This window comes from Bradyrhizobium sp. CCBAU 51745, from assembly GCF_028128715.1.
Classification (GTDB): domain Bacteria; phylum Pseudomonadota; class Alphaproteobacteria; order Rhizobiales; family Xanthobacteraceae; genus Bradyrhizobium; species Bradyrhizobium manausense.
Genome location: NZ_LBJP01000008.1, coordinates 312,510 through 335,834 on the forward strand (window position 1 = coordinate 312,510; position 23,325 = coordinate 335,834).

At 64.7% G+C, this 23,325-nt stretch carries 19 protein-coding genes and 1 tRNA gene; 12 read left to right on the forward strand and 8 right to left on the reverse strand.

Features of this window, described 5'->3' with window-relative positions; translation table 11 throughout:
• Nucleotides 1-64 precede the first annotated feature (64 nt).
• The 3 genes from XH98_RS12300 to XH98_RS12310 are packed head-to-tail and all read right to left on the reverse strand — an operon-like array spanning nt 65 to nt 2,993.
• Nucleotides 65-1,423: a TRAP transporter large permease gene (locus XH98_RS12300; protein WP_271598744.1), complete on the reverse strand. Its 1,359-nt coding sequence runs from the start codon at nt 1,421-1,423 to the stop codon at nt 65-67.
• Nucleotides 1,420-1,974, reverse strand: a complete 555-nt coding sequence (locus XH98_RS12305; RefSeq protein ID WP_271598745.1) for a TRAP transporter small permease — start codon at nt 1,972-1,974, stop codon at nt 1,420-1,422. Before XH98_RS12305 ends, XH98_RS12300 begins: the two co-directional genes overlap by 4 nt.
• Nucleotides 1,971-2,993 (reverse strand): TRAP transporter substrate-binding protein, encoded by a 1,023-nt coding sequence (locus XH98_RS12310; RefSeq protein WP_271598746.1) that lies wholly within the window; start codon nt 2,991-2,993, stop codon nt 1,971-1,973. The genes XH98_RS12305 and XH98_RS12310 overlap by 4 nt, the downstream gene beginning before the upstream one ends.
• A 344-nt stretch (nt 2,994-3,337) precedes the next feature.
• Here XH98_RS12310 and XH98_RS12315 point away from each other — a divergent pair, with 344 nt between their 5' ends.
• Nucleotides 3,338-3,580, forward strand: a complete 243-nt coding sequence (locus tag XH98_RS12315) for a pentapeptide MXKDX repeat protein (RefSeq protein WP_271598747.1) — start codon at nt 3,338-3,340, stop codon at nt 3,578-3,580.
• 158 nt (nt 3,581-3,738) lie between these two features.
• Here XH98_RS12315 and XH98_RS12320 read toward each other — a convergent pair whose 3' ends face one another.
• Nucleotides 3,739-4,086, reverse strand: coding sequence for a DUF6481 family protein (locus XH98_RS12320; protein ID WP_271598748.1), 348 nt, complete (start codon nt 4,084-4,086; stop codon nt 3,739-3,741).
• A gap of 264 nt (nt 4,087-4,350) precedes the next feature.
• Here XH98_RS12320 and XH98_RS12325 point away from each other — a divergent pair, with 264 nt between their 5' ends.
• The 3 genes from XH98_RS12325 (at nt 4,351) to XH98_RS12335 (ending at nt 5,901) form a co-directional block, all read left to right on the forward strand.
• Complete coding sequence (locus tag XH98_RS12325) at nt 4,351-4,587, forward strand: hypothetical protein (RefSeq protein WP_271618731.1); 237 nt, start codon at nt 4,351-4,353, stop codon at nt 4,585-4,587.
• 122 nt (nt 4,588-4,709) lie between these two features.
• Nucleotides 4,710-4,931 (forward strand): hypothetical protein, encoded by a 222-nt coding sequence (locus XH98_RS12330; protein ID WP_442868569.1) that lies wholly within the window; start codon nt 4,710-4,712, stop codon nt 4,929-4,931.
• Nucleotides 4,932-5,115: 184 nt separating this feature from the next.
• A complete protein-coding gene (locus XH98_RS12335) occupies nt 5,116-5,901 on the forward strand; it encodes a hypothetical protein (RefSeq protein ID WP_271618733.1) in 786 nt (261 codons plus the stop codon).
• Between the two features lie 331 nt (nt 5,902-6,232).
• Here XH98_RS12335 and XH98_RS12340 read toward each other — a convergent pair whose 3' ends face one another.
• Nucleotides 6,233-6,403: a hypothetical protein gene (locus XH98_RS12340; RefSeq protein WP_271598751.1), complete on the reverse strand. Its 171-nt coding sequence runs from the start codon at nt 6,401-6,403 to the stop codon at nt 6,233-6,235.
• Nucleotides 6,404-6,740: 337 nt separating this feature from the next.
• Here XH98_RS12340 and XH98_RS12345 point away from each other — a divergent pair, with 337 nt between their 5' ends.
• Nucleotides 6,741-6,872: a hypothetical protein gene (locus XH98_RS12345; protein WP_271618734.1), complete on the forward strand. Its 132-nt coding sequence runs from the start codon at nt 6,741-6,743 to the stop codon at nt 6,870-6,872.
• A 1,261-nt stretch (nt 6,873-8,133) separates the two neighbouring features.
• Here the strand turns inward: XH98_RS12345 and XH98_RS12350 are convergent.
• A tRNA-Arg gene (locus XH98_RS12350) sits at nt 8,134-8,210 on the reverse strand.
• A 403-nt stretch (nt 8,211-8,613) separates the two neighbouring features.
• Here XH98_RS12350 and XH98_RS12355 point away from each other — a divergent pair.
• From XH98_RS12355 to XH98_RS12385, 7 genes are all read left to right on the forward strand, one after another.
• Entirely contained in the window at nt 8,614-13,818 is a 5,205-nt protein-coding gene (locus XH98_RS12355; protein WP_271618735.1) for an alpha-2-macroglobulin family protein, read from the forward strand.
• An 8-nt stretch (nt 13,819-13,826) separates the two neighbouring features.
• Nucleotides 13,827-16,034: a penicillin-binding protein 1C gene (gene pbpC, locus XH98_RS12360; RefSeq protein WP_271618736.1), complete on the forward strand. Its 2,208-nt coding sequence runs from the start codon at nt 13,827-13,829 to the stop codon at nt 16,032-16,034.
• A gap of 50 nt (nt 16,035-16,084) precedes the next feature.
• A complete protein-coding gene (locus tag XH98_RS12365) occupies nt 16,085-17,827 on the forward strand; it encodes an ArnT family glycosyltransferase (protein WP_271618737.1) in 1,743 nt (580 codons plus the stop codon).
• Nucleotide 17,828: 1 nt separating this feature from the next.
• Entirely contained in the window at nt 17,829-18,674 is an 846-nt protein-coding gene (locus tag XH98_RS12370; protein ID WP_271618738.1) for a phosphatase PAP2 family protein, read from the forward strand.
• A 63-nt stretch (nt 18,675-18,737) separates the two neighbouring features.
• Entirely contained in the window at nt 18,738-19,472 is a 735-nt protein-coding gene (locus XH98_RS12375) for a glycosyltransferase family 2 protein (protein ID WP_271618739.1), read from the forward strand.
• The gene (locus XH98_RS12380) at nt 19,469-19,807 is read left to right on the forward strand and encodes a lipid-A-disaccharide synthase N-terminal domain-containing protein (RefSeq protein WP_027557997.1); all 339 of its coding nucleotides are present in this window, start codon (nt 19,469-19,471) and stop codon (nt 19,805-19,807) included. Before XH98_RS12375 ends, XH98_RS12380 begins: the two co-directional genes overlap by 4 nt.
• 38 nt (nt 19,808-19,845) lie before the next feature.
• Entirely contained in the window at nt 19,846-20,283 is a 438-nt protein-coding gene (locus XH98_RS12385; protein ID WP_271618740.1) for a DUF3592 domain-containing protein, read from the forward strand.
• Here the strand turns inward: XH98_RS12385 and XH98_RS12390 are convergent.
• Nucleotides 20,257-21,945 (reverse strand): Na/Pi cotransporter family protein, encoded by a 1,689-nt coding sequence (locus XH98_RS12390; RefSeq protein ID WP_271618741.1) that lies wholly within the window; start codon nt 21,943-21,945, stop codon nt 20,257-20,259. The two genes, XH98_RS12385 and XH98_RS12390, sit on opposite strands and share 27 nt — an antisense overlap.
• 156 nt (nt 21,946-22,101) lie before the next feature.
• Entirely contained in the window at nt 22,102-23,286 is a 1,185-nt protein-coding gene (metC, locus tag XH98_RS12395; RefSeq protein ID WP_271618742.1) for a cystathionine beta-lyase, read from the reverse strand.
• Between the last annotated feature and the right edge of the window lie 39 nt (nt 23,287-23,325).

Sequence of the window (23,325 nt, forward strand, 5' to 3'; positions counted from 1 at the left end):
CCATTCAGGAGTGGTGGGCACGGCGCTACGCGCCTTTGCCCACCCTACTGCACCTGTTCTGCTGTCACCTGCTTCCGTCCGGTCCCATCACCAGATCCGGCAGCCAGGTCGAGATCTCCGGCACGAGACAGAGCAGCAGCACCGCGCCCATCATCAGGAGCACGAAAGGCAGCGTACCCCAGATCACCTCGCTCAGCGGGATATCCGGCGCGACGTTGCGGATGACGAAGATGTTGAGCCCGACGGGTGGATGGATCAGCCCCATCTCCATCACGATGGTCATGACCACGCCGAACCAGATGATGTCGAAATTGGCGGCGCGTAACGGCGGCAGGATGATCGGCGCGGTCATCAGGATGATCGAGACCGGCGGCAGGAAGAAGCCGAGCACGACGACCATGACCAGGATTGCGAGCAGCAGGCCCCAGCGCGGCAGGTGCATCGCCACGACGGATTCGGCGGCCGATTGCGAGATGTGCAGATAGCTCATCACGTAGGAATAGAGCAGCGACATGCCGATGATCATCATCAGCATGGTCGATTCGCGGATCGTCGACTTCATGATGGGGCCGAGATCTTCCGGCCGCCACACGCCGTAGATCGCCGCGATCAGCCCCAGCGCCAGAAGTCCGCCGAGGCCGGCGGTCTCCGACGGCGTGGCAAAGCCGCCATAGAGCGCGGCCATGACACCGGTGAGCAAGAGGACGAACGGGATCACGCGTGGCAGCACGCTGAAGCGTTCGGCCAGCGTGTACTCGTCGCGGGCGAGGATTGCCGTCTCCGGACCGCCGTTCTTGTAGATCGCTTCGGCCGCAGCATATTCCCGGCGGAAGCGGTACACCGCATAGAATCCGAACAGCGAGACCAGCAACAGGCCGGGCCCGATGCCGGCGAGGAACAGGCGTCCAAGCGACTTCTCGGCCGCGACCGCAAACAGGATCATGGTGATCGAGGGCGGCAAAAGAATGCCGAGCGTACCGCCGGCGGCGATGATGCCGGCCGCGAAGCCGCCGGAATAGCCGCGCTTGCGCATCTCGGGGATGCCGGCCGAACCGATGGCCGAGCAGGTCGCGGGGCTCGAGCCCGCCATTGCCGCAAACAGCGCGCAGGCAAACACGTTGGCGACGCCGAGGCCGCCGGGCACGCGATGCAGCCAGGCGTGGAGCGCGGAATAGAGATCCTGGCCGGCGCGCGATTTGCCGATCGCCGCGCCCTTCAGGATGAACAGCGGGATCGACAGCAGCGTGATCGAGGCCATTTCCTCGTAGACGTTCTGCGTCACCGTATCGAGCGAGGCCGAGGGCATGTAGATGCCCATGAACACGACCGCGACCGCGCCGAGCGCGAACGCAATCGGCATGCCCGAAAACATCACGAGCAGCGTCGCAACGCCGTAAGCGATACCGATGCCGAAAACGCTCATGGCCGCTTGGCTCCTGCGAAGGGCAGCGCCAGCTGCACGAGGATCTGGAGGCAGAGCAGGCTCATGCCAAGCGCCATCAGCGAATAGGGAATGGCCAGCGGCGGCGACCACATCGAGTTCGAGACCTGGCCGTCGACATAGGCCTCATGCGTCAGCGTCCACGACTTCCAGGTGAAGAAGGCGCAGAACAGGAACGTGGCGGCATCGACGATCCAGAGCCGGACCCTATTCGCCAGCGGCGACAGCAGGCCGACGAAGGCTTCGATGCCGATATGGCCGCGATTCTGCTGCACATAGGCAGCGGTCATGAAGGTGGCGCCGACCAGCAGAAACACGGCGGCCTCGTCCTGCCAGTAATTTGCGGCCTTGAACAACGCGCGGCTGAGCACGCTGTAGCTCAGGATGGCGCAGGCCGCGACCAGCGCCAGCGCCGCGAACACGATGATGATGCGGTTGAGGAGGGCGAGGCCGCGATCGAGCGTTGCCGCAAGGCCGGTCCTTGCGGCAGCATTGGCCTGATCGTCACGATCCGGCTGAGGACCGTGGCTCATGCAGCGACGTCGGAGGCAAGCTTGAGCAGGTTGGCGGCGGTCGCCGTCTTGGCACCGTAATCCTTCCACGCGGTGTCGCGGGCGATGTCGCGCCACTTGCCGACGGTGGCGGCATCGAGCGCGCTCACCTTGGCGCCGGCCTTCTCGTAGACCCTGGCGACCTCGACGTCGTCATCCTGCGCGCCCTTGCGGCCGAAGGCTTCGAGCTCTTGGCCCACAGTGACCAGGATGTCCTGCTGGTTCTTCGGCAGCTTGTCGAAGATCGCCTTCGACATCATCAATGGCTCGAGCATGAACCAGTAGGACGCGCCGGCGCCCGAGGTCAGCGACTTCGCGACCTCTTCGAGGCGGAACGAGATCAGGCTGGTGGAGGAGGTGATGCCGGCATCGCATGCGCCGGTCTGCATCGCCGCGTAGAGTTCGTTTGACGGTACCGACAGCACCGAGGCGCCGGCGGTCTGCAGCACCATGTCCATCTCGCGCGAGCCGCCGCGCACCTTCATGCCCTTGGCATCTTCCGGCGCCACGATCGGCTTGGAACGGCTGGCGACGCCGCCGGCCTGCCAGACCCAGGTGAGCAGGATGATGCCCTTGTCGGCGAGGAAGTCGGAGAGCGCCTTGCCGACCGGCTCCTTCTTCCAGCGCATGCCCTGGTCATAGGTGGTGACGAGGCCGGGCATCAGCCCGATATTGGTCTCCGGCAATTCGCCGCCGGCATAGGGCATCGGATACAGCGAGATGTCGAGCGCACCCTTGCGCATCGCTGAGAACTGCGCGTTGGTCTTGACCAGCGACGAGTTCGGATAGATCTCGGCGGCAATGTCGCCATTGCTGCGTTTGGCGACTTCAGCTGCAAACATGCGGCAGAGCCGGTCGCGGAAATCACCCTTGTCGATGGTGCCGCCGGGGAATTGGTGCGAGATCTTCAGCGTGGTCGCGGCGTGCGCGGTGCCGATGCCGAAGCGGAGAATGGCGGGGGCTGCGACGGCTGTCGCGAGCAGGTGACGACGCGTGAACATGAAGTATCCCCTTCGACGGTTCTTTGAACGCTTCTCATCTGAGTGATCTGGCGGGTCGTGAGACCGGCACGGAGGCCCATTCTAGCCGGTCTAGGACCTTGAGTTCTCTCATCTGATAGTTCGAGATGGAAGGCCGCGGCAAGTGTTCGCCTTGCTGCGCTGCACTCGCCGAGCCTTCGTGTTTCGGCCGATAACGCTTTTGGTCAGGGAAACGATCGCCCAAGCGCGCGGAGGCTGACGAAAAAACTTCGCAACGTCGCGTAACAAGCGCGCGTGTCGATCCGTCGAGATTGAGTAGCGGCACCTGTCGCTTTCACAACACCATCTCGAAGGGATTATCTCTCATGACCATTCGCACCCGCATCGTGCTCGGCGTCTCGGCTGCCGCTCTCTCGCTTGGCCTGGCGCTGTCGCCGGCCGCTTTTGCCCAGGACAAGATGGGCAAGGACGACGGCATGATGAAGAAGGACACGATGTCCAAGGACAGCATGAAGAAGGATCACATGTCCAAGGACGACGGCATGAAGAAGGATACGATGGCGAAGGATGGCATGAAAAAAGACGACGGGATGATGAAGAAGAACTGATCTTCTGCTGTCATGCCGGCGGCCTCCAACGGGGCGAGCCCGGCATGCCCAGCATCTGCCTCGTCCATCCACGGCCCGTCGTCGCGTTTCGCGTTCGCGGCTGGTGCGGCACGATTTGACCTGGAGCCGATGGGCCCCAGGTCAAATTTTGTTGAAGCTTACTTCCGCTTGGCCTTGCGGGCGGCGTAACGGGCGTCGCGCTTGGCCTTCTGCTCGGCCTCGAGCGCTGCCGCCTTGGCAGCCGCGTCCTCGGCCTCTCGCGCAAGGCGCGCGGCTTCAGCGGCCTTGGCTTCTTCCTCGCGGCGCTTCTGCTCGGCTTTTTCGGCCTCGCGCGCAGCCTTCGCTTCGGCGCGCTTGGCCGCGAGCGCCTCGCGCTCGGCGCGCTTCGCCAACACAGCGGGATCGTCAGGTCCCGGCTGCGACTTGAATTTGTTCAAAAGATTTTTGCGGGCTTCCAGCGCCGCCTTCTGCCGGTCTGCGAAGCCGGGTTCCCTAAATCCACTCATTCGACGAGCCTTGTCTTCCTCGCTTTCGATCCTAAATCACTGCCTGTTGGTACGTCGGCTGGGCACAAGCAGGCGCCACGCGACGCAGAAGCGTGTACATCGCCACGCGTCGCGAAGCCACCCATATTCGCAGCCGATCAGGTCCACGAAATCGCTGAACCAGCCGACCCTTCGTAGCCCGGAAAAACTGCCGAATTGTGATGTCCCTCATAAGGGCACCCAGCGGCGGCGCCTAGCGTCCGCCATACGAGACGGAGCACGGGCATGATCTTCTTCCGGCTGAGCCCGAAAGCCCTTGCGATCGTGGTCGCCGCAGTGGCGGTCGTTAGCGCGGTCCTGTTGGCTGCCCGTCCGCAGCCGATCGAGAGTGCCGTTCTTGGCGCCGCTTGGGAGTGTACCCAAACCGCGTTCATCCTGACGAGCTGCGCGCCGCGCACCCAGCAGGCGATCCCGGCGGTCGAGACCTTGCGCAAGGAAGCGGTGCGGCAGACCAAGGGTTGAACGGCCAACGTTGAGCGGCCAAGGGTCGGGCGGCGACGGCCGCGCGGGGATGTGACGTGACGTCGCGGAGGTGATAAACGGCCTCAGCGAGCGCCAAGGTCGCCATGTCCGAGCCTGACTTGATGCCCGAACCCGTAGAGAAGCCCAACGCTTCGCCCAAACCCCAATCCCCCAAATCCCAATCCGGCGACAGCCGTCGCGGCGCGGTCGCGGGGCTCATCATTGCTGCCGCCCTTCTCGCAGTTGGCCTGTGGCTCGCTCGGGATCTCACCGCCGCCAGCAAGATGCAGGATTGCCTGATGTCGGGGCGACGCAATTGCGATGTGATCGAGCCGGCGCGCTAGGCCGGGTTTACCGCCTGTCCGGACGAAAATTCGCCGCGATCTTAACCAGATGTAACGGGACGTAGCGGCCTTTGCAGCTCAATCTGGCAAATCAGTTATGTCAGCCGGCATCAGCCACATGCGATCGGAATCGGCTATCGCGCATGGGCCACGGCAATTTCTGAAAGTTAAGGGGTAGGCACGAATGAGTGCGTCCAGCCGTATGAAGATCATCCTTCCCGTGGTTTCGGCCATGTCGTTGCTGGCATTGTCCGCCCAGGCGCAGGACGCGGGTCCGCCCAAGGGCGCAGGTCAACCGCCAGGGCAGGGCGCAGCTAGCCCGCCACCGGCCGACCAGAACACCCGCAAAGGTCCACCACCGCAGGCAGGGCGATCCGGCTCCCAACCTGGCGGTCAGGCCCACGTGACGCCTGGAGCCGGTCCGCACCGTGCCGATGGTCCGTCCCCGAGGCCCGGCCGCACCATGGCGCGCGGTCCTGCGCCCGCGCGTGACTGGGGTGGACATACCTACCGTGGCAATCTTGCCTGGGAGGGCGGCCGCTGGCGTCATGAGGTCCATAATGGCCGTCCCGGCTGGTGGTGGGACGTCGGCGGGGTCTGGTACTATTATCCGCAGCGGATGGACGGCCCACCCGCTTATATCTCCGAGGAATATGTGGACGACGTGCCGGTGGCCTACGCGCCGCCGCCGGGTCCGCCCGTGGCTTACGAACCACCTCCGCCCCCGCCGCCGGCGCCCGATCCCGGCGCGAGCGCGCTGGGCGGCGCCATTGTCGGCGGTGTGCTCGGCGGCCTGCTTTCGGGCAACGCCTCGGGTGCGGCTGCGGGCGCGGTCATCGGCGGTGCAACCGGTGCCATCGCGGGAGCAACGGCCGCTTCACGTCCGGGCTACTATGTCGCCGAAGGGGTTTGTTATTACCGCTATCCCAGCGGCCAGTATGTGCAGGTCGATCCGCGCGCCTGTTACTGAGCGTCTCAGCGAGATCTGAATTGAACGAGGCGGGCTCAAGCCCGCCTCATTTGTTTGCGGAAATGACAGAAGGCTGTTGTTTGCGGAAATGACAGAAGGCCGTTTTTTTGCAAATCAATCTCTGTGGCGGCGCGCAACAACTGCCTTTAATTTCCACTGGCGCTCATTGTGGCGTCACGCATTGATCAAAGAAAAAATCAAAAGTGAGTCGCAGGGGACGGGAACATGCTGGACGCGATCCAGATCAGCTTGGCGCTATGGGCCATGATCGTTTGCGGGGGTATCAAGGGGGTGCAGATCGTGCACCTCCTGTTTTAGCGCGCCATTCGCGCTACGAGACAAGCCAGCTCAGGAACGCCATCGCAGCCCAGACCAGGGCACCGATCCAGGCGGTCATCACGATGGCTATGGTTGCGAGAAAGGCGAAGCCTTGCAGGTCGGCCTTGCGCGTCGACGCGGGCGCTTGCGCTTCGGCTTCTCGTCTCGTGAGGGGGATAGCCATCGATCCTCTGTCGCGTTCTGCGGAGCAGTATGTCGCTCTTTAGCGGACGCGCCGAGCCACGGCTGTGATGCAATTCACAGATCGGCGCAAATGAACGGGCCTCACCGCTTTGTGTGTATGATCAGCACCATCGTGCGCGGCGGGCCCTTGCCGGCGGTTTGAAACCGCCAGTGCAATTCTATGGAGGTCACAATTAGAGCGTGCTGAAATCATCAGCAACACGCCCCGTTATCCGCAATCATACGGACGAAATTGCCACGCACTTGTCCGGATCGAGCGGTTAGAGTCGGCACTCATGTGTACCGAGTACGATCCACAGCATGAAGCCGAGGCAGCTATGAAGCGTGCCGCCGAGTCGGAAGGCCCCGACCGGCAGCGCCTCATCGAACTGGCGCTGGCGTGGCATCAGCTTGCGCGCGATCGTCGCGAAGACGAATCGAGCGCAGGGACTGATCGCATCGGGCCGTAGGGCCCGTTTGGTCGCGACCACCTGGTCGAACATCCGGACAAGTACGGCATTCATCGCGCGCGTTGCAGTGCTGACGATGGCAACGATGGCGCGGAAGACCGAGATCGCTCGACGGCCGACGGTGGTTCAATGAACCGCAACCCTGCATGGTCGCTGACGTAGAATATAGAGGGAGCCACCGGTTCGCGCTGGCGGGCCCATAGTTCTCCGGGCGGAGGAAGGTTGTGCTGATCCTGCTTTGTCTTTGAACGTGTATTTATAAGCGGAACACCCAGGTAGGGAGCGCGTTTGAGGATAACATAGGTTAATTTTTGAGCAGACAACGCGCGGGATCTGTGCCCAAATCTAAGGCATCAACACCTTGGCTAAAGCCAGATGGAACTGTTTAAGGCGGAAAAGATCGGCGAAACCGAAAGCCGACCCGACAGGAAGTGTAGATTTTGCGGAAGAACGCTTCGCTTGTTGAGGGTGGTGTATTTCCCAGACCACGGTACGACCGTGCGCGCATTCGAATGCGAATGCGGCGACCGAACCTGGGATGATTAAGCCAGCCTCAAGCTATGCTGCTCGCGTTGGCCGCCCCTTGTCTCTTTGTTCTCCGGTCGAGAACGGACTTTGAATATAATAGGCCTGCTTTTGTTCTTCGGACGTGTACTTACAAGCGGAACACCCGGACGTTGGGCCGCCTCAGTTGGCGGCCTCTTTCCTTCCTCTAGTCCCAACCCTCTAGTCCCAACCGTCGATCAAGCCACGCATAATTCGTGCGAACATTCTCGCCCAATCGATCGCTTGCTCGCGCGGGACTTGTCCTGGACGGAGCCGTCGCGATGGTAGGTCGTCGAAATAAAAGTATCGACTTCGGCGACCATCCGCGAAGCGGACCTCGAAGCTTCCTGTGCCGGGCACGGCTTCGTGTTTGAGAAGGCGGACACTCATTCCGCGATCGAAACTCGATACTGTCGAGAGTCAAATAGTCGATTCCTTGTGGCACTGAACGAGCGCGAGCTACTGCCAGTCGTTGGTCCTAAGGATCGCGACGGCGCCTCACCCGATCCCTGTAAGTATTGCGTTGATCATCGCAGCGCGGCGTTCGTGAACGGAAAGCGAATGAGCGTGTTGCTGCCGTGTTGCCTGGAGTGATTTGTAGTGCCGCGCAACGCGTGGAATTTGCTGTCGGCGCCATGCGACGTTGCGCAACACGGATCGGGCGCAAGAACGAAGCGGATACCTTGCCAAGGTTTTGATTTGGAAGTTGAAAGGGTGGCGATCCCGGCAGGAATCGAACCTGCAACCCTCAGAGTAGAAATCTGATGCTCTATCCAGTTGAGCTACGGGACCGTTCCGGCCAGCCCGGGTTGGGGCCCGGCTGTTCATATATCATGGCAATATGAAAAATCTGGTCTTTCGCCAAGCCTGAACCGAACCGTTTTCCTCAGTGCTGCGACAAACCGGAACGGTGAAGGGTCAGGGTGCCGGGTTGAGCGGCAGCGGACTGGACGACGGATCACGTCGCCGGCAACGCTGACCAGCTTCCGGGACACGGTCGCCGGTCGACTGGTCCGATATTGCCTGCGCCTCAGGACGGCGTGCGCGGCGGTAGCGTGATCGGTCTCCTCTGGGCGTGCCTTGCCATGGCGAATGCGACGTTTTGCACCTTTGGTTCCATCGCCACGAGTCCGTCATCTTTCCGCACACATTATCGTCGCCGCGGCGCTCGTCCGCGATTTCCGGGAGTCCATTCATGATCGGTCTGGTTCGCGCCGTCACCCTCTGCGCAACGCTGGCGTTTGGCCTGAGCGCGGCGCATGCCGCCGACAAGACGTTCAAGCGCGACGATCTCGCTGATTCTGCGATCAAGCTGGAGGCGCAGATCAAGAGCGAGGCAGGGCCGGTCGCCAAGACCAATGCGACGCTGAAGACGGACGCCGACGCCGCCTTCAAGCGCAACGATTACCGCACCGGGCTCTCCGTCCTTGGCCAGATCGCCGCGACCACGCCCGATGACGCCGGTAACTGGCTGCGGCTCGCCAAGGTGATCTTCCAGATCACGCCGCGGAGCTCGAGCGAGCAGACGTTCCTCTGGGAACGGGCCTCGACGGCCGCCTACATCGCTTACATGCGCGCCGGCAATCAGGGCGAGGAGGCCGATGCGCTCGCGGTGCTCGGCAAGTCGCTCGCCGAACGGCATCTGTTCCGCCCCTCGCTCGACGCATTGCGGCTGTCGCTGGACATGCGCGAGGTCGCCGATGTCCGCGGCCAATACGAGAAGCTGCGCGACGAGCACGGCTTCCGCCTGCTCGACTATACCGTGGACTCGGATTCGGCGAGCCCGCGCGCCTGCTTCCAGTTCTCGGAAGAGCTCGCCAAGCGCACCGATTTCGCGCCGTTCCTGGCGCTCGCAGGTCAGGACAAGCCGGCGCTGTCGGCGGAGGGCAAGCAGCTCTGCGTCGACGGGCTGAAGCATGGCGAGCGCTACAACATCAACTTACGTGCCGGCCTGCCGTCGACGGTGAAGGAAGGCCTGCCGAAATCGGCCGAGTTCAACATCTATGTGCGCGACCGCAAGCCGTTCGTGCGCTTCACCAGCCGCGCCTACGTGCTGCCGCGGACCGGCCAGCGCGGCATTCCCGTGGTCAGCGTCAACACGCCCGCGGTGAACATCAATGTTTTCCGGATCGGCGATCGCAACCTGATCAACACGGTGGTCGACAGCGACTTCCAGAAGACTTTGTCGAAGTACCAGCTCAGCGATCTCGGCAACGAGCGCGGCGTCAAGGTCTGGTCCGGCGAGCTCGCGACCGCGATGACGCTGAACCAGGACGTCACCACCGCATTCCCGGTCGACGAGGCGCTGGGCGAGCTGCAGCCCGGCGTCTATGTGATGACGGCGGCGGCCAAGGGGCCGGGCAGCGACGATGATTATCAGCTCGCAACCCAATGGTTCATCGTTTCCGACCTCGGCGTGTCAGCCTATTCCGGCAATGACGGCATCCATGTCTTCGTGAACTCACTGGCCTCGACCGATCCGGTCGGCAAAGCCGAGGTGCGGCTGGTCGCCCGCAACAACGAGATTTTGGCGACGCGCAAGACCGACGATGCCGGCCATGTGCTGTTCGAGGCGGGGCTGGCGCGCGGCGAGGGCGGCCTGTCGCCCGCGATGTTGACGGTGACCGGCGACAAGGCCGACTACGCTTTCCTGAGCCTGAAGAGCTCGGCCTTTGACCTCAGTGACCGGGGTGTCTCGGGCCGCGTCGTGCCTGCGGGTGCCGATGCCTTCGTCTATGCCGAGCGCGGCGTCTATCGCTCCAGCGAGACCGTCTATCTCACCGCGCTGCTGCGCGACGGGCAGGGCAATGCCGTCAATGGTGGGCCGCTGACGCTCGTGATCGAGCGTCCCGATGGCGTCGAATTCCGCCGCGCCGTGCTGGCTGACCAGGGGGCCGGCGGCCGCACGCTTGCCGTGCCGCTCAACTCGGCCGTTCCGACCGGGACCTGGCGGGTGCGCGCCTTCACCGATCCGAAGGGCTCGTCGGTCGGCGAGACCACCTTCATGGTCGAGGATTACGTCCCCGATCGGATCGAATTCGAATTGTCCGCCAAGGACAAGCTGATCAAAGCTAACGCTCCTGTGGAGCTCAAGGCGGACGGTCATTTCCTCTATGGCGCGCCGGCTTCTGGCCTCAGCCTCGAAGGCGACATGCTGATTGCACCAGCCTCCGGGCGGCCCGGCTATGCGGGCTACCAGTTCGGCGTCGATGACGAGCAGACCACCTCGAACGAGCGCACGCCGCTGGAGAACCTGCCCGAGGCCGACGCCAATGGCGTTGCGACCTTCCCGGTGACGCTGGAGAAGCAGCCGGCCTCGACCCGTCCGCAGGAGGCGCAGATCTTCGTCCGCATGGTCGAGACGGGGGGCCGCGCCGTCGAGCGCAAGCTCGTTCTGCCGGTCGCGCCCGCGACCGCGCTGATCGGCATCAAGCCGCTGTTCGGCGACAAGAACGTCGCGGAAGGCGACAAGGCCGAGTTCGACGTCGTGTTCGTCTCGCCCGAGGGCAAGACGCTTCCCCGCGACGGCCTGCGCTACGAGCTCCTGAAGATGGAGTCGCGCTACCAGTGGTACCGCCAGAACAATTATTGGGAGTACGAGCCGGTCAAGTCGACCTCGCGCGTCGCCGACGGTGAGGTCACGGTCGCCGCCGACAAGCCGACGCGGATTTCACTGGCACCCCGGCCCGGCCGCTACCGGCTCGATGTGAAGTCGAATGACGCCGACGGTCCGGTGACCTCGGTGCAGTTCGACGTCGGCTGGTATTCCGACGGCAGCGCCGACACGCCGGACCTCTTGGAGACCTCGATCGACAAGCCGCAATACGCCTCCGGCGATACCATGACGGTGTCGGTCAATGTCCGCTCCGCCGGCAAGCTCACCGTCAATGTGGTCGGCGACCGCCTGCTGACGACGCAGACCGTCGACGTCAAGGAAGGCACCGCGCAGGTGAAGCTCCCGGTCGGCAAGGACTGGGGCACCGGCGCCTATGTGGTGGCGACGCTGCGCCGTCCACTCGATGCGGCCGCCCAGCGCATGCCTGGCCGGGCGATCGGCCTGAAATGGTTCGGCATCGACAAGCAGGCGCGCACGCTTGCCGTGAAGCTGACGCCGCCGGATCTGATCCGGCCGAACTCGATGCTCAAGATCCCGGTCAGGCTCGACGGGCTCAATCCTGGCGAGGACGCCAAGATCGTGATCGCCGCGGTCGATGTCGGCATCCTCAATCTCACCAATTACAAGCCGCCGGCGCCGGACGATTATTATCTTGGCCAGCGTCAGCTCTCCGCGGAGATCCGCGATCTCTACGGGCAGCTGATCGACGGCATGTCCGGCACGCGCGGCCAGATCAAGTCGGGCGGCGACGCCGGCGCTGCCGAGCTGCAGGGCTCACCGCCCGCGCAGAAACCGCTCGCGCTCTATTCCGGCATCGTCACCGTCGGCGCCGACGGCACGGCGGAGGTCAGCTTCGACATTCCGGAGTTTGCCGGCACCGCGCGCGTGATGGCGGTGGCGTGGACCGCGACAAAACTCGGCCGCGCCAACACCGATGTCGTGATCCGCGATCCCGTGGTTCTGACCACGACCCTGCCGCGCTTCCTGCTCAATGGCGACCACGGCACGGTCAATCTCGAGATCGACAATGTCGAGGGCCAGGCCGGCGATTACGTCATCAGCGTCAAGACAGGCGGTCCGGTAAAGATGACGGGCCACCCTGCCACCACGGTGAAGCTCGCCGCCAAGCAGCGCAATTCGTCCGCGCTTGCCATCGATGCCACCGCGGCCGGGCAGGCAACGCTTGACGTCGACATCAAGGGGCCGAATGGCCTGACGCTGGCGCGCCACTACGCGCTCGACGTCAAGGCGGCAACCCAGGTGCTGGCGCGGCGCTCGATCCGGACGCTGGCGAAAGGCGAGAGCCTGACGCTGACCTCGGACATGTTCTCCGACCTCGTGCCGGGCACCGGCAGCGTCTCGGTCTCGGCGAGCCTGTCGACCGCGCTCGATGCGGCGACCATCCTCAAGGCGCTCGATCGCTATCCCTATGGCTGCTCGGAGCAGATCACGAGCCGCGCGATGCCGCTGCTCTACGTCAACGACCTCGCGGCCGGGGCGCATCTCGCCATGGATACCGAGGTCGACCAGCGCATCCGCGACGCCATCGAGCGGCTCTTGGCCCGTCAGGGCTCCAACGGCTCGTTTGGCCTGTGGTCGGCCGGCGGCGATGACGCCTGGCTCGATGCCTACGTCACGGACTTCCTGACTCGCGCCCGTGAAAAGGGCTTTGTGGTGCCGGACATTCTGTTCAAGAACGCGCTCGACCGCATCAGAAACTCTGTCGTCAACGGCAATGAGCCGGAGAAAGACGGTGGCCGCGATCTCGCTTACGGCCTCTACGTGCTCGCCCGCAATGGCGCAGCTCCGATCGGCGATCTCCGCTATCTCGCCGACACCAAGCTGAACAATCTGGCGACGCCGATCGCCAAGTCTCAGCTTGCGGCGGCGCTCGCTCTGGTCGGCGATCGCAACCGCGCCGAGCGGGTCTACAGCGCGGCGCTCGACAGTCTGGCGCCAAAGCCGGTGCTGGAGTTCGGCCGTAGCGACTACGGCTCGCAGCTCCGCGATGCCGCCGCGCTGGTCTCGCTCGCCAGCGAAGGCAATGCGCCGAAGGCGACGCTGACGCAAGCGGTCTCGCGGGTGGAAGTCGCGCGCGGGCTGACGCCCTACACCTCCACGCAGGAGAATGCATGGCTGGTGCTGGCCGCGCGGGCGCTGGCCAAGGAAAACCTCTCGATCGAGGTCGACGGCCAGCCGATCAAGACTGCGCTCTACCGCAGCTACAAGGCTGATACGCTGAGCGGCAAGCCGCTGAAGATCACCAACACCGGCGATGCGCCGGTGCAGGCGGTGATCTCGGTATCGGGCTCGCCGGTGACGCCGGAGCCGGCCGCGTCGAACGGCTTCAAGATCGAACGGAACTACTTCACGCTCGACGGCAAGCCGGCCGACATCAGCAAGGTCAAGCAGAACGACCGTTTTGCCGTGGTGTTGAAGATTACGGAAGCCAAGCCTGAATACGGCCACATCATGGTGTCCGACTATCTGCCGGCCGGTCTCGAGATCGACAATCCGAAGCTGGTGTCCTCGGGCGACAGCGGCACGCTGGACTGGATCGAGGATGGCGCGGAGCCCGAGGATACCGAATTCCGCGACGACCGCTTCACCGCGGCCGTCGACCGGGCCTCGGATTCCAAGGCGATTTTCACCGTCGCCTATGTCGTGCGCGTGGTCTCGCCGGGCAAATATGTGCTGCCGCAGGCCTATGTCGAGGACATGTACAACCCCTCGCGCTACGGCCGCACCGGCACGGGCACAGTCGAGGTGCGGGCGGCGAAGTGAGTGGTGGGATGCGCGACGGCGATAATAACTCCCGTCATTCCGGGGCGGCTCGAAGAGCCGAACTATGGCGCGCAATTGCGCGCCTGAGAATCTCGAGGTTCCGGGTCTGGTCCTTCGGACCATCCCGGAACGACGGCCGCGCCGTAAAGCACGGCCATCGCCTCCTCTCCGCCCTCGCTCTCTCCTTCATCCTCGCCATCATCGGCTTCGTCGGCTGGGTCTATTCCCTCGGCCCGCTGCCGCTCGACGAGGCGCGACGCGTCTCGACCACTGTCGTCGATCGCAACGGCAAGCTGTTGCGTGCCTACGCGATGGCGGATGGGCGCTGGCGTCTGCCTGTTGATGCCAAGACGAATGTCGATCCGACTTACCTGAAGCTGCTGTTCGCCTATGAGGACCAGCGCTTCTACGCCCATGACGGCATCGATCCGCTGGCGCTCGGGCGCGCGGCGGTGCAGCTCGGCACGCGCGGTCACATCGTGTCGGGCGGCTCGACCATCTCGATGCAGCTCGCCCGGCTGATGGAGCCGCGGCGGCAACGCTCGCTTTACGCAAAGCTGCATCAGATCGTCCGCGCGATCGAGCTGGAGCGGAAGCTGAGCAAGGACGAGATCCTTAACCTCTACCTCGCGCTTGCGCCCTATGGCGGCAATCTCGAAGGCATTCGTGCCGCATCGATCGCTTATCTCGGCAAGGAGCCGAAGCGGCTGTCGCTGGCGGAAGCCGCGCTCCTGGTCGCGTTGCCGCAATCGCCGGAAACCCGTCGGCTCGACCGTTATCCCGACGCCGCGCGCATCGCGCGGGATCGCGTGCTCGACCGCATGGTCGAGGAGCATGTGGTCAGCATCGAGGATGCCAAGCAGGCCAAGGCCGTGCCAGTGCCAACGCTGCGCAAGCCGATGCCGATCCTGGCCCCGCATGCCTCCGACAACGCGCTGGCAACGGTCAAGGATGCGCCTGTTATCAAGCTGACGCTGGACTCAAATCTGCAGAAGGTGCTGGAGCCGCTTGCGCGCGACCGCGCCATTGCGCTGGGGCCGAACATCTCGGTCGGCATCATTGTCGTCGACGTCGAGAGCGGTGACGTGCTCGCTCGTGTCGGCTCGGCCGATTATTTCGATGTGAGCCGGGCAGGGCAGGTCGATATGACCCGCGCCATCCGCTCGCCGGGCTCGACGCTGAAACCGTTCATCTATGGCCTCGCTTTCGAGGACGGCTTCGTTCACCCCGACAGCCTGATCGACGATCGTCCGGTGCGCTTCGGCTCCTACGCGCCCGAAAACTTCGACATGACGTTCCAGGGCACCGTGCCGGTGAAGAAGGCCCTGCAGATGTCATTGAACGTGCCGGCCATCGTGCTGCTCGACCGCGTCGGCTCGAGCCGGCTGGCCTCGCGGCTGCGGCAGGCCGGCGGTAATCTGGTTCTGCCCAAGGACGAGTCGCCAGGGCTCGCGATGGGCCTCGGCGGTGTCGGCATTACGCTCCAGGATCTGGCGCAGCTTTATGCAGGCTTCGCTCGGCTCGGCACCACCAAGCCACTCCGCGAGATCATGGCCACCAAGGATGATCGCGAGCCGCTGCGGCTCTTGGACCCCGTGGCGGCCTGGCAGGTCGGCAACGTGCTGCTGGGAACCCCGCCGCCGGAGAACGCAGCCCATAACCGCATCGCCTTCAAGACCGGCACCTCCTATGGTTATCGCGATGCCTGGTCGGTGGGGTTCGACGGCCGCATGACCATCGGCGTCTGGGTCGGCCGGCCCGATGGCGCGCCGGTGCCCGGCCTGATCGGCCGCCTCGCCGCCGCGCCCATCCTGTTCGATGCCTTCGCGCGGACCGGCAAGACGTTGACCCCACTGCCAAAGCCCCCCAAGGGAACCCTCCTTGCCAGCAACGCCAAGTTGCCGTTGCCGCTGAAACGGTTCCGGCCCGTCGGGGAACTGGTCCGGACCGGCGGCGAGCAGGCGCTTCACATCCAGTTCCCGCTCAACGGTAGCAGGATCGACGTGGATCGGTCGGGCGGAGCGGAGGCGGCCGCCATGCCGGTCAAGGTCGCCGGCGGGGTACTGCCGATGACTGTCATGGTCAACGGAACGGCGCTCGGCGAGATCGACGGACGGCGCCAGCGCCTGATCGATCCGCCCGGTCCGGGCTTTGCACGGCTGACGGTGATCGACGCCACGGGCGCCGCGGACACAGTCGTCATTCGAATTCAATGAGAGCGGCTTAAGCGGTTGTGGCGATGGCGGTTTCAGCGTAAGCGGAACCAATGGCCGAGACCTATCCGACTCCCCGATTTGGAGCGCCCCGACAGCCGAAAACGCCCGTGAATCCGGGCAGTCGGCTTGTGCTGATGCTCGACTTTGTCACCGCCAGCCACGCCCGCGCCGTGGGCTTCCTGGTGCTGTGCGCGCTGCTGCTGTTTCTGCCGGGATTTTTCACCATCCCGCCCGTCGACCGCGACGAGGCACGGTTCGCGCAGGCCACCAAGCAGATGGTCGAGAGCCGCGACTATGTGGACATTCGCTTCCAGGAGGACGTTCGCTACAAGAAGCCGGTCGGCATCTACTGGTTGCAATCCGCGGCCGTCGAAGTGGCCACGGTGCTGAAGCTTCCCAAGGCCGAATTGCGCATCTGGGTCTATCGGCTGCCCTCGTTGATCGGTGCGATCGGCGCGGTGCTGATGACCTATTGGACGGCGCTGGGCTTCGTCACGCGGCGCGGGGCAGTGCTCGCCGCGCTGCTGATGGCCGCCTCCGTGCTGCTTGGTGTCGAGGCGCGCCTCGCCAAGACCGACGCTGTGCTGCTGTTCGCGGTGGTCGCCGCAATGGGCGCGATGTCACGCGCCTATCTGTCCTGGCAGCGTGCCGAGGACGAGGCCCATCCGCCCTGGAGCTGGCCGGCGATTTTCTGGACCGCGCTCGCGGTCGGCATTCTGATCAAGGGCCCGCTGATCCTGATGTTCGCAGGGCTCACCATCATCGCGCTCGCGATCCAGGATCGCGATGCCTCCTGGCTGTGGCGCTTGCGCCCGGTCTGGGGTCTGATGTGGGTGCTGGTGCTGGTGCTGCCCTGGTTCGTCGCGATCTTCTGGCGCGCCGGCGATGCCTTCTTTGCGGATTCCGTCGGCGGCGACATGCTGAGCAAGATTGGCGCGCAGGAATCCCATGGCGCGCCGCCCGGTGTCTATCTGGCGCTGTTCTGGATCACCTTCTGGCCCGGCGCGCCGCTTGCGGCGATGGCGGCGCCGGCGGTGTGGCGGGCGCGGCGCGAGCCCGGCGCACAATTCCTGCTGGCCTGGCTGATCCCGTCCTGGATCGTGTTCGAGGCGGTGCTGACCAAGCTGCCGCATTACGTGTTGCCGCTCTATCCCGCGATTGCGATCCTCACCGCCGGCGCGGTGGAGCGAAACGTGCTGTCGCGCTCGTGGCTCGCGCGCGGCTCGGCCTGGTGGTTCGTGATCCCTGCGGGCGGTTCGATCATCGCAGTCGTCGGCGCGGTGATGCTGACGCGGCAGCCGGCCTTCGTGGCCTGGCCGTTCATCGCGGCCTCGCTGATCTTCGGCCTGTTCGCCTGGTGGCTGGTCGACACCAATCGCGCCGAGCGCTCGTTGCTCAACGCGCTGGTCGCAGCGCTCATGCTGGCCGTCGCGGTCTACGGCATCGTGCTGCCGTCGTTGACGCCGCTGTTTCCGAGCATCGAGGTCGCGCGCGCGCTGCGCAACGTGACTTGCGTCGGGCCCAGGGCGGCCTCGGCCGGCTATGCCGAGCCGAGCCTTGTGTTCCTGACCGGCACCCAGACGCTGCTGACCGACGGATCGGGGGCTGCCGATTTCCTCAGGCAGGGAAGCTGCCGGTTTGCCCTGGTCGAGCAGCGCTCGGAGCGCAGCTTCGTGCAGCGCGCCGAGGCGATCGGGCTGCGCTACAAGGTCGGCGCGCGTATCGACGGCTATAATTTCTCGCAGGGGCGTGCGATCTCGATCTCGATCTTCCGTTCCGAGGGCCCTGACTAGGATGCCTGATACGGCCACCATCGCGCCGCGTGCGAGTTACCCCACGCAATTGGTCTCTGTCGTGGGACGGGCGCTCGCGCAGCTCGTGCGTTCGCCGTCGCATTCGCGCCGTGCTGCGGCTGCGCGAAAACTGGCGCGGCATTCGCTGTGGCTCAGCGCGGCGGGTGCCGCTTTGGTGATCGTTCTGATGCTCGCGTTCGATGGGACCGAGATCCAGCTGATGCCGGCTCGCGGCACGGCCTGGCTGTGGCCGATCCGCATCCTCACCGATTTCGGCAAGGACGAGAACGTGCTCTGGGTGCTGGGCGCAGCCTTGGTGGTCGTGGCGCTCGTCGCGAGCGGAATGCATGGCAGCCGCCGGGCGCTGCTGCTCGGCTTCGGGACGCGGCTGCAATATCTGTTTCTGTCTGTTGCGCTGTCGGTGTTCGTCACCGAGATCCTGAAATATCTCATCGGTCGCGGACGTCCGTTCGTCGGCGGCAAAGCCGATCCGTTCAATTTCATCCCGCTCGAAGGCACGGGGGCTTATGCCAGCCTGCCGTCGGGGCATGCGGTGACGGCGTTCGCGCTCGCCTTTGCGGTTTCGGCGCTTTGGCCGCGTCTGCGCGTGGTCATGTTCACTTACGCCGTTGTCATCCTGCTGACGCGCCTGGTGCTGCTGGCGCATCACCCGAGTGACGTCACGGCCGGTGCGCTGGTCGGCATGGTCGGCGCCATGGCGGTCCGCTATTGGTTTGCGGCGCGCCGGCTCGCCTTCGCCATCCGCGCCGACGGCAGCATCGTGCCGCTTCCAGGAGCGCTTCCAGGGCGCCTCAAAAGGGTTGCCCGCGGCCCATCCGCCTCATAAAAGCGGCTGCTTCCCGGGCCAAGGGTTCCCGGGAACGGGCCAATCCAACCACGAGCTTTCGATTTGTCGTCGTCCCAGCCTTCGGTCTCCATCGTCGTCCCCGTGCGCAACGAAGCCGACAACATTGCGCCCCTGATCGAGGAGATCACGGCCGCGCTCGATGGCCGCTGGGCCTATGAGATCATCTATGTCAACGACGGCTCGACCGATGCGACCGGCGAACGGCTCGCGGCGATCATGAAGCAGCGCGGCAATCTGCGGCAGCTTCGTCACGCAAAATCCACCGGCCAGTCGGCCGCGGTTCGCAGCGGCGTGCGCGCGGCGCGCGGCGCGATCGTGGCGACGCTCGACGGCGACGGCCAGAACAATCCTGCTTTCCTGCCGGACCTGATCGCGGCGGTTGAGAAGGGCGTCAATGTCGGCCTTGCCGCCGGACAGCGCGTCGGGCGCAAGGACACCGGCTTCAAGAAGTTCCAGTCGCGGGTGGCCAACAAGGTTCGCAGCGCCATCCTGAAGGACGGCACGCGCGACACCGGCTGCGGACTGAAGGCGTTCCGCCGCGAGGTCTTCCTGATGATGCCCTATTTCGACGGGCTGCATCGCTTCCTGCCGGCGCTGATGCGCCGCGAAGGCTTCGATATCGCCTATGTCGACGTGATCGACCGGCCCCGCCATTCCGGCGTGTCCAATTACGGCTTCTTCGACCGGCTGTGGATCGGGATCATGGATCTCGCCGGCGTGTGGTGGTTGATCCGCCGCAAGAAGCCGACGCCGGAAGTAACTGAGGTGAACGCATGATCATCCAATACGGACAGGCGTTGAGCAATTATCTCTACGACGTCTTCGTCGCCAAGTTCGATTTCTGGCTGGCGTTCGGCCTGGTTGCGCAGCTGTTCTTCACCGCGCGTTTCCTGGTGCAGTGGATCGCGAGCGAGCGCGCCGGCAACAGCGTAGTGCCGATGGCGTTCTGGTTCTGCTCGATGGGCGGCGGCTTGATGACGCTGGTCTACGGCGTCGTCAAACGTGAGCCCGTCATCATCCTCGGACAGGCGCTGGCGACGATCATCTACGTCCGCAACATCATGCTGATCATCAAGAACCGCGGCCGCGCGTCGAAGACGTTGGATCGCTGATTCAGGGCTCGCGTCGACATGCAAATCTCCGGATCGGCATGGGCAAAATCCCGCTAGTTCTGTTCCTGTTGGTCCTCCTGGTCGGCCTGACCTTGCTCGGGCGCGGCCTTTTCGATCTGGGCGACACGATCGCTTTTCTTGCCAGGGCCGAGCAGACCGAAGCGCGCTTCGTCGGTGCCGTCGCACGAAGCGGTGGAAACCACGGCGGCACGTTTCTCCATCCGACCTTTCAATTCACCACACGCGACGGCCGCGTGATGACGTTCACCTCCCCATCCGGATCGACCGCACAGCCCTATGCCGATGGCGAGCCGGTCAGGATCGCCTACGATCCGCAGCGCCCCGGCGATGCTCGCCTGCTGTCGTTCCTGACATTGTGGATCGCCCCGACGCTGCTTTGCGCAGCGGGGCTGTTGCTGTCGGGCGGTGCCGTGCTGGTGCGCGCAGCCCTAGCGCGGCAGCGCCGTCGCGCCTGAGGCGGGCAGGGCTGATGTCTCCGCCTCGGAACGGCGATAGGGCTCGCCCGCCGCATCCAGCACAGGATAGGCGACCGAGCAGATATGCGAGTGGATGCGCCTGAGATCGCGCAGCACATCCAGGTGCAGCGATGTGGTCTCGATCGTCTCGGGCCGGCCCTCGCGCAGGCGGTCGAGATGGCGCTCGACGGCGGCGAGCTCGGTGTTCTTCAGCGCGGTCTTTTCCACCAGCAGCTTGCGGGCCTCGTTGGCATCGCCCGACATGAACACGCCGAAAGCGATCCGCAGCGAATCCATCGTGCGCTTGTGGAAGGCGGCGAGCTCGTCCGCGCCCTCGGGCGAGAACTGGAAGCGCCGCTTGATCTTCTTGGTGGCGAGCTCGCTCAGGTTCTTGTCGATGATATCGCCGATATGTTCGAGGTTGATGGCGAAGGAGATGATCTCCATCGCACGCCGGCCCTCGCTCTCGTCGAGGCTGCCGCGGGTCAGCTTGGTGACGTAGAGCTTGATGGCCTCGTCGAGGCCGTCGACGATGTTGTCCATCTTGGAGACCTGGTCGACCAGCGAACGATCGCCCGTCATCATCGCGGCCATCACCTTGCGCAGCATGGTCTCGACCAGATCGCCCATGCGCAGGGTTTCGCGGGCGGCGTCCGCAAGCGCCAGTGACGGAGTCTCCAGCGCGGTCTCATCGAGATAGCGCGGCCGGGCGGGATCGGTTTCCTGCACGCGATCGGGCAGCAGCCGGGTGAGCAGACGCGACAGGGTATCGAGCAGGCCGACGAAGAGGATGGCCGTGCCGACATTGAACGCGACATGGAAGGCGGCCGTCATCCGGGCAAGGTCCGGCTGCCAGGCGTGGATGTGATCCGCGATCGTGCCCAGGAAGGGCAGGACCAGTGCGATACCGACCACGCGGTTGACGAGATTGCCGACCGGCAGGCGGTAGCTCGCGGGGTCGTCGCGCTTGGTGCCTTCGAACACGGGATTGATGGCGCTGCCAAGATTGGCGCCAAGCACCAAAGCGAGAGCCGCATACGGCGTGATGAACTGCGAATAGGCCAGCGACATGATCAGCAGCACGCTGGCGACGCTCGAATGCACCAGCCAGGTGAGGAGGGCGGCAATCACGATGCAAAGGACGGGATCACCCGTGATCGCCGTCATCACCACCCGCATGCCGGGCGCATTCTCCGCCGGCGCCAGCGTGTCGAGCAGGATGTGCAGCGACAGCAGCATCAAGCCGAGGCCGATGCAGACGCGGCCGATGTCCTTGATCCGCGAGCGCGGGCCCGCGCGGAAGGCGACGAGGCCGAGCACGAATAGCACGGGCGCAACGGCGGCGATATTGAACGACAGCACCTGCACGATCAGGGTTGTGCCGACATTGGCCCCGAGCATGATGGCAAGCGCAGCGACGAGGCTCAGCAGACCCTCGGCGGCGAAAGAGCTGGTGAGCAGGGCCGTTGCCGTGCTGCTTTGGAGCAGCGCGGTGAGGCCAAGGCCGGCGGCGAAGGCGCTGAAGCGGTTGCCGAGGGCTTTGCCGAGCAGATGCCTGAGGTCAGGACCGAACGCACGCAAAATCCCGCTGTGGACCATATGCAGGCCCCACAGCAACAGCGCCACGCCACCCATCAGATCGAGCACAACCAACGTACCCATTCTCCGTGTCCGGACCTGGAGTCGAAGGGGGCAGGCTAACGCCAAACGTCGGCGGATCAACCCCTTGTTGGCTCGTCGGCGTCAACGTCCGGTGCTCCTGCACGTTCTCGCGGCGCGCATTGGCGCGTGCGCAGGCGGAATGGCGCGTGAGCAGGCTCACATCGCCGCTTTGAGGGCAGCGAAGCCGCGGTCGAGATCGGCCTTGAGGTCGTCGACGCTCTCGAGCCCGATGTGGAGTCGCAGCGTCGGGCCGCCCGGTGCCCATTTGGTCGCGGTGCGGTAGGCATCGCAATCGAAGGGAATCGCCAGGCTTTCGAAACCGCCCCAGGAAAAACCCATGCCGAACAGCTTGAGCGTGTTCAGCATGGTGTCGACCGCCTTTTGCGGCGCGGGCTTCAGCACGATGCTGAACAGGCCGGAGGCGCCGGTGAAGTCGCGCTTCCAGATCGCGTGCCCCGGATCGGTCTCGAGCCCCGGATGCAGCACGCGCGCCACTTCCGGCCGGCCAGCGAGCCAGCGCGCCATCTCCAGCCCTGAACGGTGATGCTGCGCGAGCCGCACCGACAGCGTGCGCAGGCCGCGCAGTGCGAGGAAGACATCGTCGGGGCCGGCGCAGACACCGAGCAGGCGGATGCCTTCGGCTATCTGCGGCCAGGCCCTGGCATTGGCCGAGATCGTGCCGAACATGATGTCGGAATGGCCGCCGATATATTTGGTGGCCGCCTGCATGGAGATGTCGACGCCCTGTTCGAGCGAGCGGTGATAGAGCGGCGTCGCCCAAGTGTTGTCGTCGATGACGAGCGCGTCACGCCCATGCGCGACGTCGGCGATGGCGCGGATGTCAGGCATCTCGAAGGACTGCGAGCCCGGCGCCTCGACCAGCACGGCGCGGGTATTGGGCTTGAACAGCTTCTCGACGCCGGCGCCGATCAGCGGATCAAAATAGGTTGTCTGGACGCCGTAACGGGCGAGCATGCCGTTGCAGAAATTGCGTGAGGGCCGATAGATGTTGTCAACAACAAGGATGTGATCGCCGGTCTTCAGCACCGAGAGCAGGGTGGTGGAGATCGCCGAAAGGCCCGACGGCACGATGCCGACACCGGCGCATTGCGGTCCCTCCAGCGCCATCAGCGTGTCCTGGAACGCCCTGGTGGTCGGGGTGCCGTGGCGGCCATAGGTGAACTCGCCGCGGTGGGCATGCAGGTCCTCGGCGGTGGGATAGAGCACGGTCGAGCCGTGGAACACGGGCGGATTGACGAACCCCTTCTGCGCCTTGGTGTCGCGACCGGAGGTGACCAGGCGGGTTTCGGCGTGCTGCTCTGCGGAGTGCGAGGAATCCATGCGTCTGCTTTCAAAAAAGCGTTTCCGCCGGGCGCGGAC